Below are 14,986 nucleotides of genomic sequence, written 5' to 3'. Positions count from 1 at the left end.
CAGCAATGGTGATCACCGCGCCATTGCTCAAGGTTACGGTGACCGGCGTACCAGCCGCATTACTCAGTGTCGCGGTATAGACAATGGAGCCGCCTTCAGCCACGGAGTCGGTGGCCGAGAGGCTCAGCGTCGTGGTATCTGGCGTATCGGTAACCGAGGTTTCAGCTGGCTTGTCGTTGATCTCCAGCTTCTCGTAGTTACCGCCGTCAGCCTTGGTGATGGTGGTGCTCAAGGAGCTACCGCCAGCCAGGGCATCATTCGGTGCAGTGAAGTTCACCGAACCTTGGCTTTCACCGACCGGGATGGTGATGGTCTGACCGTTGGACAGGGTCACTACTACTGGTGAGCCAGTCACTGGCGCGGTGACCGACGCGGTGTAAACCACGATGCCGCCTTCAGCGACGCTTGGCGTAGCAGTCAGCGAAACGGTGCTGGTGTCGATGGTATCAGTGACATCAGTCACGGCAGGTGCTGGGTTGGTGACCAGGTTCTCGAAGTTGCCACCGTCCGCTTTGGTGATGGTGGCTTCGACTTTGCCAGCGTCCTTGTAGACGTCATCAGCCGGGGCTGCGACGGTGGCCGTACCCGAGGTAGCGCCGGCAGCGATAGTGATCACCGCGCCGTTGCTCAGAGTCACAGTAACCGGGGTACCAGCCGCGTTGGTCAGGGTTGCGGTGTAAACGATGGACCCGCCTTCTGCTACCGAGTCAGTAGCACTCAGGCTCAGAGTAGTGGTGTCTGGCGTATCAGTAACCGCGGTTTCAGCTGGCTTGTCGTTGATCTCCAACTTCTCGTAGTTGCCGCCGTCAGCCTTGGTGATGGTGGTGCTCAAGGAGCTGCCGCCCGCCAGAGCGTCGTTGGGTGCGGTGAAGTTCACCGTTGCGGAAGACTCGCCCACTGGAATAGTGATGGTTTGACCGTTGGACAAGGTCACCACAACTGGCGAACCGGTCACTGGCGCAGACACAGACGCGGTGTAAACGACGATGCCGCCCTCGGCGACGCTCGGAGTCGCCGTCAGGGAAACGGTGCTGGTATCGATAGTGTCAGTTACATCGGTGACCGCAGGCGCTGGATTGGTGACCAGGTTCTCGAAGTTACCGCCGTCCGCTTTGGTGATGGTGGCTTCGACTTTGCCGGCGTCTTTGTAGACGTCATCGGCCGGCGCTGCGACGGTGGTGGTGCCGGAAGTGGCACCGGCAGCAATGGTGATCACCGCGCCGTTGCTCAGGGTCACAGTGACCGGAGTACCAGCCGCGTTGGTCAGGGTCGCGGTGTAAACGATGGAGCCGCCTTCTGCTACCGAGTCAGTAGCACTCAGGCTCAGAGTGGTGGTGTCTGGCGTATCAGTAACCGAGGTTTCGGCTGGCTTGTCATTGATCTCCAGCTTCTCGTAGTTACCACCGTCAGCCTTGGTAATGGTGGTGCTCAGGGAACTGCCGCCTGCCAGTGCATCGTTAGGCGCGGTGAAGTTCACGGTGCCGGAGGATTCACCGACTGGAATAGTGATGGTCTGTCCGTTGGACAAGGTCACCACTACCGGCGAGCCGGTCACTGGAGCGGAGACCGAAGCGGTGTACACCACGATGCCGCCTTCAGCGACGCTTGGCGTAGCGGTCAGCGAAACGGTGCTGGTGTCGATGGTGTCGGTGACATCGGTGACGGCTGGCGCTGGGTTGGTCTCCAGGTTTTCGAAGTTGCCACCGTCTGCTTTGGTGATAGTGACTTCGACCTTACCGGCATCCTTGTAAACATCATCCGCAGGAGCGGCAACGGTTGCAGTCCCCGAAGTAGCGCCAGCGGCGATGGTGATGACGGCACCGTTGGAGAGTGTGACCGTGACCGGAGTGCCAGCGGCGTTGGTCAGTGTTGCGGTGTAAACGATCGAGCCACCTTCGGCCACAGAATCGGTGGCCGTCAGGCTCAGGGTAGTGGTATCTGGCGTATCGGTAACCGAGGTTTCAGCAGGTTTGTCGCTGATCTCCAGCTTCTCGTAGTTGCCGCCGTCAGCCTTGGTAATGGTGGTGCTCAGGGAACTGCCGCCTGCCAGTGCGTCGTTGGGTGCCGTGAAGTTCACGGTGCCGGACGATTCGCCAACCGGAATAGTGATGGTCTGACCGTTGGACAAGGTCACCACAACCGGGGAGCCAGTCACCGGAGCAGTCACCGAAGCGGTGTACACCACAGTGCCGCCTTCGGCGACGCTTGGTGTAGCGGTCAGGCTGACAGTCGACGTATCGATAGTGTCAGTGACATCAGTCACGGCAGGCGCTGGATTGGTGACCAGGTTTTCGAAGTTACCGCCGTCGGCTTTGGTGATGGTGGCTTCGACTTTGCCGGCGTCTTTGTAAACGTCGTCGGCTGGTGCTGCGACGGTGGCGGTGCCGGAAGTGGCACCGGCAGCAATGGTGATCACCGCGCCATTGCTCAAGGTTACGGTGACCGGCGTACCAGCCGCATTACTCAGTGTCGCGGTATAGACAATGGAGCCGCCTTCAGCCACGGAGTCGGTGGCCGAGAGGCTCAGTGTCGTGGTGTCTGGTGTATCGGTAACCGAGGTTTCAGCTGGCTTGTCGTTGATCTCCAGCTTCTCGTAGTTACCGCCGTCAGCCTTGGTGATGGTGGTGCTCAAGGAGCTACCGCCAGCCAGGGCATCGTTCGGTGCAGTGAAGTTCACCGAACCTTGGCTTTCGCCAACTGGGATGGTGATGGTCTGACCGTTGGACAAGGTCACCACGACCGGCGAACCGGTAACCGGGGCCGTAACCGACGCGGTGTAAACCACGATGCCGCCTTCAGCGACGCTTGGCGTAGCAGTCAGCGAAACGGTGCTGGTGTCGATGGTATCGGTCACATCAGTCACGGCAGGTGCTGGGTTGGTGACCAGGTTTTCGAAGTTACCGCCGTCGGCTTTGGTGATGGTGGCTTCGACTTTACCGGCATCCTTGTAGACGTCGTCGGCTGGCGCCGCAACAGTGGCGGTGCCAGTAGTGGCACCGGCTGCGATGGTGATTACCGCGCCATTGCTCAGGGTCACAGTGACCGGAGTACCAGCAGCGTTGGTCAGCGTAGCCGTGTAAACGATGGAGCCACCTTCTGCCACGGAGTCGGTGGCCGACAGGCTCAGCGTCGTTGTGTCCGGGGTATCGGTAACCGAGGTTTCAGCTGGCTTGTCGCTGATCTCCAACTTCTCGTAGTTACCACCGTCCGCCTTGGTAATGGTGGTGCTCAGAGAGCTACCGCCAGCCAGGGCATCGTTCGGCGCGGTGAAGTTCACCGTGGCGGAAGACTCGCCCACTGGAATAGTGATGGTCTGACCGTTGGACAGAGTCACCACAACCGGCGAGCCGGTCACCGGAGCCGTAACCGACGCGGTGTACACCACGGTGCCGCCTTCAGCGACGCTTGGCGTTGCAGTGAGGGACACGGTACTGGTGTCGATGGTGTCAGTGACGTCGGTTACTGCCGGAGCAGGGTTGGTCTCCAGGTTCTCGAAGTTGCCGCCGTCAGCTTTGGTGATGGTGGCTTCAACCTTGCCAGCGTCCTTGTACACGTCGTCGGCCGGGGCGGCGACGGTCGCGGTGCCGGAAGTGGCGCCAGCGGCGATGGTGATCACCGCGCCATTGCTCAGGGTCACGGTCACCGGAGTACCTGCCGCATTGCTCAGGGTCGCGGTGTAGACGATGGAGCCGCCTTCGGCCACCGAGTCGGTGGCACTCAGGCTCAGGGTGGTGGTGTCCGGAGTGTCGGTGACAGCGGTCTCGGCCGGCTTGTCATTGATCTCCAGTTTTTCGTAGTTGCCACCCTCGGTCTTGGTGATGGTGGTGCTCAGGGAGCTGCCGCCAGCCAGGGCATCATTGGGCGCCGTGAAGTTCACGGTGGCGGACGATTCGCCCACCGGGATGGTAATGGTCTGTCCGTTGGACAGGGTCACCACAACCGGAGAGCCGGTCACCGGCGCCGAAACCGACGCGGTGTACACCACGGTGCCGCCTTCGGCGACGCTTGGGGTAGCGGTCAGGCTGATGGTCGAGGTGTCGATGGTGTCAGTGACATCGGTCACCGCTGGAGCCGGGTTGGTCTCCAGGTTCTCGAAGTTGCCGCCGTCAGCCTTGCTGATGGTGACTTCGACCTTGCCGGCGTCCTTATAGACGTCGTCGGCAGGCGCCGCGACAGTGGCGGTGCCAGTCGTGGCGCCAGCGGCGATGGTGATCACCGCGCCGTTGCTCAGGGTTACGGTCACCGGGGTGCCAGCGGCATTGGTCAGTGTGGCGGTGTAAACGATGGAACCGCCTTCGGCCACGGAGTCGGTGGCCGAGAGGCTCAGGGTGGTGGTGTCCGGGGTGTCGGTGACTGTGGTTTCAGCGGACTTGTCGCTGATCTCCAGCTTCTCGTAGTTGCCGCCGTCAGCCTTGGTGATGGTGGTGCTCAGGGAGCTGCCGCCAGCCAGGGCATCGTTGGGTGCGGTGAAGTTCACGGTGGCGGAAGACTCGCCCACCGGAATGGTAATGGTCTGTCCGTTGGACAGGGTCACCACAACTGGCGAGCCGGTCACCGGCGCCGACACCGACGCGGTGTACACCACGGTACCGCCTTCGGCCACGCTTGAAGTCGCCGTCAGGTTCACCGTCGAGGTATCGATGGTGTCGGTGACATCGGTGACGGCTGGCGCTGGGTTGGTTTCCAGGTTCTCGAAGTTGCCGCCGTCAGCTTTGGTGATGGTGACTTCGACCTTGCCCGCATCCTTGTACACGTCGTCAGCCGGTGCGGCGACGGTGGCTGTACCCGAGGTAGCGCCAGCGGCGATGGTGATGACTGCACCGTTGGACAGGGTCACGGTGACCGGAGTGCCTGCAGCATTGGTCAGGGTAGCGGTGTAGACAATGGAGCCGCCCTCGGCCACGGAGTCGGTGGCCGACAGGCTCAGCGTCGTGGTATCCGGCGTATCGGTAACACTGGTCTCAGCGGGTTTGTCGTTGATGTCCAGCTTTTCGTAGTTGCCACCGTCCGCTTTGGTGATGGTGGTACTCAGAGAGCTACCGCCAGCCAGGGCGTCATTCGGCGCGGTGAAGTTCACGCTGCCGGAGGACTCGCCCACTGGAATAGTGATGGTCTGTCCGTTGGACAGGGTCACCACGACCGGCGAACCGGTCACCGGAGCGGTGACCGATGCGGTATACACCACGGTGCCGCCTTCAGCGACGCTTGGCGTAGCAGTCAGTGAAACGGTACTGGTGTCGATGGTATCGGTGACATCAGTCACCGCTGGAGCTGGGTTGGTGACCAGGTTTTCGAAGTTGCCACCGTCCGTTTTGGTGATGGTGGCTTCGACTTTGCCGGCGTCTTTGTAGACGTCGTCGGCTGGCGCCGCAACAGTGGCGGTGCCAGTCGTGGCGCCAGCGGCGATGGTGATCACAGCACCGTTGCTCAGGGTCACGGTCACCGGAGTTCCGGCAGCGTTGGTCAGAGTGGCGGTGTAGACGATAGAGCCGCCCTCGGCCACAGACTCAGTGGCCGTCAGGCTCAGAGTCGTTGTATCCGGAGTATCGGTAACGCTGGTTTCAGCGGGTTTATCGCTGATTTCCAGTTTCTCGTAGTTGCCGCCATCGGCCTTGGTAATGGTAGTGCTCAGAGAGCTACCGCCAGCCAGGGCGTCATTCGGTGCAGTGAAGTTCACGCTGCCGGAGGACTCGCCCACTGGAATAGTGATGGTCTGGCCGTTGGACAGGGTCACTACCACTGGCGAGCCCGTCACTGGCGCGGTGACCGATGCGGTGTATACCACGATGCCGCCTTCAGCGACGCTCGGGGTTGCGGTCAGGCTAACAGTCGAAGTGTCGATGGTGTCAGTGACATCGGTCACTGCTGGAGCCGGGTTGGTTTCCAGGTTCTCGAAGTTGCCGCCCTCGGCCTTGCTGATGGTGACTTCGACCTTGCCGGCATCTTTGTAAACATCATCCGCAGGAGCGGCAACGGTTGCAGTCCCCGAAGTGGCGCCTGCCGCGATGGTGATGACGGCACCGTTGGAGAGCGTGACCGTGACCGGTGTGCCAGCGGCGTTGGTCAGGGTCGCGGTGTAAACGATGGACCCACCTTCGGCCACGGAGTCGGTGGCCGACAGGCTCAGGGTGGTGGTATCTGGCGTATCGGTAACGCTGGTCTCAGCAGGTTTATCGCTGATTTCTAGTTTTTCGTAGTTACCGCCATCGGCCTTGGTGATGGTGGTGCTCAGAGAGCTACCGCCAGCCAGGGCGTCATTCGGCGCGGTGAAGTTCACGCTGCCGGAGGACTCGCCCACTGGAATAGTGATGGTCTGACCGTTGGACAGGGTCACCACGACCGGCGAACCGGTCACCGGAGCGGTAACCGACGCGGTGTAAACCACGGTTCCACCTTCGGCGACGCTTGGAGTGGCAGTCAGGCTGACAGTCGACGTATCGATCGTGTCAGTGACATCAGTCACGGCTGGCGCTGGGTTGGTGACCAGGTTTTCGAAGTTGCCGCCATCGGCTTTGGTGATGGTGACTTCGACTTTGCCGGCATCCTTGTAGACGTCATCGGCCGGTGCCGCCACGGTGGCGGTGCCAGTTGTGGCGCCTGCGGCAATGGTGATCACCGCGCCGTTGCTCAGGGTCACGGTGACGGGAGTTCCGGCAGCGTTGGTCAGGGTCGCGGTGTAAACAATCGATCCGCCTTCTGCCACGGTATCGGTGGCAGTCACGCTGAGGGTGGTGGTGTCCGGGGTATCGGTAACCGAGGTTTCAGCTGGCTTGTCGTTGATCTCCAGCTTCTCGTAGTTACCACCGTCAGCCTTGGTGATGGTGGTGCTCAGTGAGCTGCCGCCAGCCAGGGCGTCATTCGGCGCGGTGAAGTTCACGGTGCCGGAGGATTCACCGACTGGAATAGTGATGGTCTGTCCGTTGGACAGAGTCACCACAACCGGCGAGTCGGTAACCGGAGCCGTAACCGAAGCGGTGTAAACCACGGTGCCGCCTTCGGCGACGCTCGGAGTGGCAGTCAGGCTGACGGTGGAAGTGTCGATGGTGTCAGTGACATCAGTCACGGCAGGCGCTGGGTTGGTGACCAGGTTTTCGAAGTTACCGCCATCGGTCTTGGTGATGGTGACTTCGACCTTGCCGGCATCCTTGTAGACGTCATCGGCCGGGGCCGCCACGGTGGCGGTGCCAGTTGTGGCGCCAGCGGCGATGGTGATCACGGCACCGTTGCTCAGGGTCACGGTGACCGGAGTCCCAGCAGGATTGGTCAGTGTCGCGGTGTAGACGATGGAGCCGCCTTCGGCCACGGTGCCGGTGGCCGACAGGCTCAGGCCGGTATCGTCAATGGTGTCAGTGACTGTGGTCACGGCCTTGTCGGTGCTGGGCACCAGGCTCTCGAAGTTGCCGCCCTCGGCCTTGGTGATGCCGACCTCGATGGTGCTGCCGTTCTTGTAGACATCGTTGGCCGGGGCCGCGACGTCGATCGAACCGCTGGACTTGCCCGCTTCAATGGTGATGACCGAACCGTTGGACAGGGTAATGGTCACCGGCGTCTGCGCCGGGTTGGTCAGGGTGGCGGTGTAGGTGATCTGTCCGCCTTCGGTGACGTTGGCATCGGCTGTCAGGGTGACGGTGGTGGTGTCGATAGTGTCGGTGATCTGGGTCACCGCCGGGGTTGGATTGACGGTCACCAGCAGGCCACCGCCGCCAGCGGTGCCGGTCACGCTCACGCTGATCTGGCCGGGGTCGATGTAGACGTTGTCTTGGGGCGCCAGAGGGACCTGCACGCTGCCAGTGGTTTGGCCCGCACTGATCACGATGACCGCACCATTGGACAGGGTGACGGTCAGGTCGGTCAGCGGTGCCTGGGTCAGAGTGGCGGTATACACCAGCACACCACCGGCTTCGGTGATGGTCGGGGTGGCGCCCAGGGTCAGGGTCGCCGGACGCAGCGAATCACTGCCACTGCCGTTGCCATTGGCCAGGCCATTATTGTTGGTCAGCCCGCCAATGGTGTTGTCCTGGGCCGAAGTGGCCAGCCCCAGGCCGGCCGTCGGGAAGCCGATGGTCGGGTCCACCCGGCCAGCGGTTTCCTCAAGCTGGACGAAGCTATGGCCGCCCCCGGCGGCACCGCCCGTACCTGCTGCGGACGGGCCGGCAGCGGTGGCTTCCAGGTCGGTGGTCGGGTCGACACCCGCGGCAATGGCCTGCTGCAGTTCAGCCACCGATGGCGCGGCTTGCGCACTGGCCTGGGCCAGGTCGGTGCTGGAGTCTGGTGCGGCACCGCTCCATTGAGTGTCGCGGCCAAGGTCGAGGGTCCGTCCGTCGGTCAACTCCAGGGTCACGGCCCCCGCCGGGCCGGTATCCACCTGGTCACCCACGAACAGGCGGTCGCCTTCGATGAGTACGCGCCGGATTCCTTCCGGGGAAACTACGAAAACCTGACCGACAATGCTTTTGACGATGGCAACAACACTGCTCATTGGGGACTCTCCGGTGTACCGCTCAGTTGACATCCATGTACCGGCTTGGGCGCGGGCCGCAACTCAGTCTGGAGGTACATTGCTGTGTAATTGGGAACGGGTATTTGACAGTATAGTCGTCAATATTTTGGCTAGATTTTTTCGAGATTAACTTTATGCCAAACTATTGACCTTATGGGTGCCATCCTAAACAATCGCCGAATTAATGTCACATTGATATTCGTGCAGTAACCTGACTTGAAGTATGTGAACCAGTTCTTAGTTTGAACTTTCCGACGGACGGTCGTTGTGGTTGCAATCACTCGATGTGGCACCACGTTATGACGTGTTTCTGGACATGCTGTCCGAGGGAAATTCTTACCATGCGTTTTCACCTGTTCAAGGCCCTGCCGTTCGCCTTAGCTGCCAGTTTCGTGCAGGCACAAACACTCCCCGAAGCCATGCAGAAAGCACTGGATGTGCACCCGGAAATTCAAGCCGGGGTAAACAGCCGTCTAGCCGCCGACTATCAACTTAAAGCCGCCAAGGGTGGCTATTTGCCGCGTGTCGATATGCTCGCTGGCTACGGTCGCGAAGGGACCGATAACCCTAGTACTCGTGCGGGTACTGGCAGCAATCACTGGGAAACCCTGAACCGTAGCGAGTCAAGTTTACGTCTCCAGCAGATGGTTTTTGACGGTTTTGCCACGTCCAGCGAAGTGGGGCGTCAACAAGCCACCGTCAACTCTCGGGCTTATTCCCTGCTGGGTACTTCCGAGCGCACCGCGCTGACCGTGGCCCAGGTGTACCTGGATGTGTTGACCCGTCGTCAATTCGTGCAACTGGCAGAAGACAATCTGCGTAATCACGAACGCATCTACGACCAGATCAAACTGCGCACCCAGCGTGGCGTGGGCAGTGGCGCCGACCTTGACCAGGCCGAAGCGCGCATGGCCCAGGCCCGCAACAACCTGATCACCGAGCAGACCAACCTGGCCGACGCCCAGACCAACTACCTGAGTGCGGTAGGGCAGATGCCGGATCAACTGGAACGCCCTGCCAGTTTTATGGCGATGCTGCCGGCCAACCTCGATGAGGCCCGCCGTCAGATGCTGGAAAACAGCCCGATCCTGCGCTCCGCCGAGTCCGACATTGTCGCTGCCGAGAAGCAGTACGACGCCGCCAAATCGGCGTTCTACCCACGCTTCGATGCTGAGCTGGGACGCACCGCCGACAACGACCTCGACGGTCAGAACGGCCACAACAATGAATGGCAGGCCATGTTGCGCATGCGCTTCAACCTGTTCGCCGGCGGCAGTAACAAGGCCGATCTGGAGTCCAAGGCCTACCAGTCCAACCAGGCGCTGGATATCCGCAACAACGCTCTGCGGGTGCTGAACGAAGAGTTGGGCCTGGCCTGGAACGCCTTGAGCAATGCCAACGCTCAGGTGCCGATCGCCCAGCAATATGTCGATCGCAGCACCGCGGTGCGCACGGCCTACCAGAAGCAGTTCAGTCTGGGCGAGCGCACCCTGCTGGACCTGCTCGACAGTGAAAACGAACTGTTCACCGCCTCCCGGCGTTTGGCCGAGATCCAGAACATTCAGTTATTTACTCAGTATCGAATCAAGGCGACCATGGGCGAGTTGCTCAAGAGCCAGGGAGTGGTCGCACCTATGGCTTCGGTCGTGCAGAACGATGCGAAGCCCAAGGTCCAGCTGCCTGGGATGAATTGAGCTACTTTCATCCTATTGCCAGCCAAGAGTGTCCAGCGTGGAATCAGAAGTCAGTCGTGTGCAATTCAGTCATGATCCGCGCGGCATGCATGACGACCCCTTGCTGGATGGGCTGCTGACCCTTTGCTTCCTGCATCAGAAGCCCGCCAGTGCGGCCATGCTGACCACGGGTCTGCCATTGCCGTCACAGCGCTTGAGCGCCGAGCTGCTGCCCCGTGCTGCGGCCCGGGCCGGGCTGCAGGGGCGCGTTTTACGTCGCAAGCTCGAGCAGATTCCGACCATCGCGATGCCCGCCCTGCTATTGCTCAAGGACGGCCGCAGCGCCGTGCTTCTGGGCTGGCAGGGTGAGGACCAGGCACGGCTGCTGCTCAGCGAAAGCGACGGCGGTGAAGTCTGCGTCAATCGCCAGCTACTGGCCGACGACTACAGCGGCCAGGTGTTCTTTGCCCAGCCCCAGCACAAGTTCGACGTCAATCACGGGTCGCTGATTCCCCGGGCCCGCTCCTGGTTCCGCGACACCCTCAAGCGTTCGCGCTGGTTGTATGCCGACGCCATCGCCGCGAGCCTGCTGATCAATATCATCGCCATGGCCGCGCCGCTGTTCGTGATGAATGTCTACGACCGGGTAGTCCCCAACCAGGCCACCTCGACCCTGTGGGTGCTGTCCATTGGCATCATGGGCGCCTACATTTTCGACCTGATCCTCAAGAGTCTGCGCAGCCTGTGCCTGGACCTGGCGGGGAAAAAGACCGACCTGATCATTTCCGCCACGCTGTTCGAGCGCATCGTCGGCATGGCCATGAAGTACCGCCCGGCTCGGGTCGGCAGCTTCGCCCAGAACATCCATGAGTTTCAGAGCCTGCGGGATTTTCTCGCGTCCCTGACCCTCACCAGCCTCATCGACCTGCCGTTCACCCTGCTGATCTTCCTGGTGATCGCCATCTTGGGCGGGCACCTGGTGTGGATTCCGGTGCTGGCGTTCCCCATCGCCCTGGGTATCGGCTACGCCTTGCAGAAGCCCCTGGTGGCGACCATGGAGAAAACCATGGCCCTGGGTGCCGAGCGTCAATCGAGCCTGATCGAAACCCTGGCCGGGCTGGACGCGGTCAAGGTCAACAACGCTGAAAGCGAGCGTCAGTATCAATGGGAGCAGACCATTGGCACCCTCAGCCGCCTGGAACTGCGGGTGAAGATGCTCTCCAGCCTGGCGATGAACATCACCTTGCTGATCCAGCAACTGGCCGGGGTGATCATGATCATCTTCGGCGTGTACCAGATCATTGACGGCAACCTCAGCATGGGCGGGCTGATCGCTTGCTACATGCTCAGCGGCCGGGCCCTGAGCCCGCTGGCTTCGCTGTCCGGCTTGCTGACCCGCTACCAGCAGGCCCGCGTCACCATGACCTCGGTGGACCAGATGATGGAGCTGCCCCAGGAGCGCAATTTCGACGAGCGTCCCCTGAGCCGCAACGTGCTGCAGGGCGCCATCGAATGCCGGCTGTTGAATTTCACCTACCCGGGGCAGCAGAACCCGGCGCTCAAGAACATCAATCTGGTGATCAAGCCAGGCGAGAAGGTCGGCATCATCGGCCGCAGCGGCTCGGGCAAAAGCTCCCTGGCCAAGCTGCTGGTAGGGCTTTACCAGCCCGATTCCGGTGCCTTGCTGGTGGACGGCGTGGACATCCGCCAGATCGATGTCAGCGAGTTGCGCCATAACATTGGCTATGTGCCCCAGGACATCCAGCTGCTGGCCGGCACCCTGCGGGACAACCTGACCTCCGGTGCCCGCTACGTTGAAGACGAGCTGGTGCTGCAAGCCGCCGAACTGGCGGGGGTTCACGAATTCGCCCGGCTGCACCCGCAAGGCTATGAATTGCAGGTGGGTGAACGTGGACAGAACCTGTCCGGTGGCCAGCGTCAGAACGTCGCCCTGGCCCGTGCCCTGTTGCTCAACCCGCAGATCCTGTTGCTCGACGAGCCCACCAGCGCCATGGACAACACCGGTGAAGAACGCCTGAAGCAGCGCCTGGAGTCAGTGGTGCAGAACAAGACCGTGGTCCTGGTTACTCACCGGGCGTCGCTGTTGTCGCTGGTGGATCGGTTGTTGGTGGTGGACCGTGGACAGATCCTGGCCGATGGCCCGAAAGCGGTGGTGATGGAAGCGTTGAAGAAGGGGCAGATCAGTGTTGCTTAAGTCGGGATTCAAGGACTCGATCCGCCGCTATTTCAAAGGCACCGATTCTCTTCAGGGGCAGCCGCTGCCTGAGGTCAACAAGGCCCTGATCGAAGATGCGCCTCGGGTCATTCGCCTGACCATCTGGGGCATCATCGCGTTCTTCCTGTTCCTGGTGCTGTGGGCCAACTTCGCGGTCATCGACGAAGTGACCAAGGGCGAGGGCAAGGCCATTCCGTCGTCCAAGGTGCAGAAGATCCAGAACCTGGAAGGCGGCATTGTCTCCGAGCTGTACGTCAAGGAAGGCCAGGTGGTGGAGGCCGGAGCGCCGCTGATCCGTCTGGATGACACGCGCTTCCAGTCCAACGTCGGTGAGACCGAGACTGTGCGCCTGTCCATGTTGCTGCGGGTCGAGCGCCTGAGCGCCGAGGTCGATGACCGGGCGCTGAATTTCCCCGAGGACGTGCTCAAGGAAGTCCCGGGCCAGGCCGCCAGCGAAAAGTCCCTCTATGAAAGTCGTCGCCAGCAACTGCATGACGAAATCGGCGGCCTTCAGGAACAGCTGATCCAGAAGCAACAGGAGCTGCGCGAGTTCACCTCCAAGCAGGCTCAGTACCGTCAGCAGTTGGGCTTGCAACGCCAGGAAATTGCCATGTCCGAGCCTTTGGTGGCCCAGGGCGCGGTATCACCGGTGGAAGTGCTGCGGCTCAAGCGTGCCGAAGTGGAAACCCGCGGCCAGCTGGACGCCACCACCCTGGCGATTCCTCGTGCCGAATCGGCGATCAAGGAAGTGCAGCGCAAGATCGATGAAACCCGCGGCAAGTTCCGCAGCGAGGCCCTGACCCAGCTCAACGAGGCGCGCACCGAACTGAACAAGGCCAGCGCCACCGGCAAGGCCCTGGAAGACCGGGTCAGCCGGACCCTGGTCACCTCGCCGGTGCGCGGTATCGTCAAGCAACTGATGGTCAACACCATCGGTGGCGTGATCCAGCCGGGCAGCGACATGGTGGAGATCGTGCCCCTGGACGACACCCTGTTGGTGGAAGCCAAGATCCGTCCCCAGGACATCGCGTTCCTGCACCCGGGGCAGGAAGCGATCGTCAAGTTCAGCGCCTATGACTACACCATCTACGGCGGCCTCAAGGCCCGCCTGGAGCAGATCGGCGCCGACACCATCACCGACGAAGACAAGAAAACCACCTATTACATGATCAAGCTGCGCACCGACCGCAGCCATCTGGGCACCGATGAAAAACCGCTGCTGATCATCCCCGGGATGGTCGCATCGGTGGACATCATCACCGGCAAGAAGAGCATCCTCAGCTACCTGCTCAAGCCGATCATCCGCGCCCGCGCTGAAGCCCTGCACGAGCGCTGATCCATGTAAGAAGCGACCTTGCCAGCCTTGTAGGAGCTGGCTTGCCAGCCAAGGGGCCCGTGAGAGCGCCTTCGCCGGCAAGCCGGCTCCTACAGTTCGTCTCATCGAGCCGTCGACAGCGCAGCGTCCCCAGGTATCGCGCCGCTCGAATCAACATATCGTTATTCGCTAACGGTATTTAAAATCGCTTTCTTATATCTATAAAGTCGACTCCCTGCGTACCTGCCGACCAATCGGCGCGCCGCACGAAATGAACCCACACGGGATCTCCGTGAGTTTCTGATCGACGCGCGCGCCCTGGGCGCGCCTGCGCGGGAGTTTTAAGTCATGTCTGCATCAGCCAGTGCCGCGCCCATCGCTGCACAAGCCTTCGAAATCCGTCCCTTCAGCGGCGCCGTGGGCGCCGAGATTATCGGCCTGGACCTGTCCCGGCCGGTCAACGACCAGGACTTCGCCCGCATCCACCGCGCCCATCTGGATCACCACGTGGTGGTGTTCCGCGACCAGCGCATCAGCCCCCAACAACAAATCGCCTTCAGCCGCCGCTTCGGCGTGCTGCAGATCCATGTGCTCAAGCAGTTCCTGCTGGCCGGTCACCCGGAAATCCTCATCGTTTCCAACATCATCGAGAACGGCCAGTCCATTGGCCTGGGGGATGCCGGCAAGTTCTGGCACTCGGACCTGTCCTACAAGGAACTGCCGAGCCTGGGCTCGATGCTGCACGCCCAGGAATTGCCGGCCGAAGGTGGCGACACCCTGTTCGCCGACATGCACACAGCCTGGGACACCCTGCCCGAGGCACTGCGCAAGGCGGTGCAGGGCCGCAGTGCCGCGCATTCCTACACGGCGCGCTACAGCGAGACCAAGTTCGAGGGCAACTGGCGCCCGACCCTGACCCCGGAGCAACTGGCCCAGGTCGCCGAGGTGGTGCACCCCATCGTCCGCACCCACCCGGAAAACGGCCGCAAGGCACTGTTCGTCAGCGAGGGGTTCACCACCCGCATCGTCGGCCTGCCGGAAGACGAAAGCGCCCAATTGCTGGCCGAGCTGTACGCCCACAGCGTGCTGCCGGAAAACATCTACCGCCATCAATGGCAGCCCCACGATCTGGTGTTCTGGGACAACCGCTCGCTGATCCACCTGGCCGCCGGTTGCCCGAGCCATCTGCGCCGCAAGCTGTATCGCACCACCATTCAGGGCGACGCCCCTTACTGATCGCCAGGCACGGCAGGAGAATCATC

The 14,986-nt window shown here is 61.6% G+C and carries 5 protein-coding genes; 4 read left to right on the top strand and 1 reads right to left on the bottom strand.

Features of this window, described 5'->3' with window-relative positions:
- A partial coding sequence (locus J5M73_RS11615; protein ID WP_207815704.1) for a retention module-containing protein occupies positions 1-8,479 on the bottom strand: 8,479 nt, incomplete at its 3' end.
- Between the two features lie 362 nt (positions 8,480-8,841).
- Here J5M73_RS11615 and J5M73_RS11610 point away from each other — a divergent pair.
- The 4 genes from J5M73_RS11610 (at position 8,842) to J5M73_RS11595 (ending at position 14,960) form a co-directional block, all read left to right on the top strand.
- Positions 8,842-10,194, top strand: a complete 1,353-nt coding sequence (locus tag J5M73_RS11610) for a TolC family outer membrane protein (protein ID WP_102862542.1) — start codon at positions 8,842-8,844, stop codon at positions 10,192-10,194.
- Between the two features lie 37 nt (positions 10,195-10,231).
- Entirely contained in the window at positions 10,232-12,388 is a 2,157-nt protein-coding gene (locus tag J5M73_RS11605) for a type I secretion system permease/ATPase (protein WP_102862543.1), read from the top strand.
- A complete protein-coding gene (locus J5M73_RS11600; protein ID WP_102862544.1) occupies positions 12,378-13,745 on the top strand; it encodes an HlyD family type I secretion periplasmic adaptor subunit in 1,368 nt (455 codons plus the stop codon). Before J5M73_RS11605 ends, J5M73_RS11600 begins: the two co-directional genes overlap by 11 nt.
- 327 nt (positions 13,746-14,072) lie before the next feature.
- Positions 14,073-14,960: a TauD/TfdA family dioxygenase gene (locus J5M73_RS11595; protein ID WP_102862545.1), complete on the top strand. Its 888-nt coding sequence runs from the start codon at positions 14,073-14,075 to the stop codon at positions 14,958-14,960.
- Positions 14,961-14,986 lie beyond the last annotated feature (26 nt).

It is taken from the genome of Pseudomonas sp. 50_B (genome assembly GCF_017491625.1).
In the GTDB taxonomy this organism is placed as follows: Bacteria; Pseudomonadota; Gammaproteobacteria; order Pseudomonadales; family Pseudomonadaceae; genus Aquipseudomonas; species Aquipseudomonas danubii.
The sequence above is the reverse complement of the archived record's forward strand: the minus strand, read 5'-3'. Positions and strand labels throughout refer to the sequence as shown.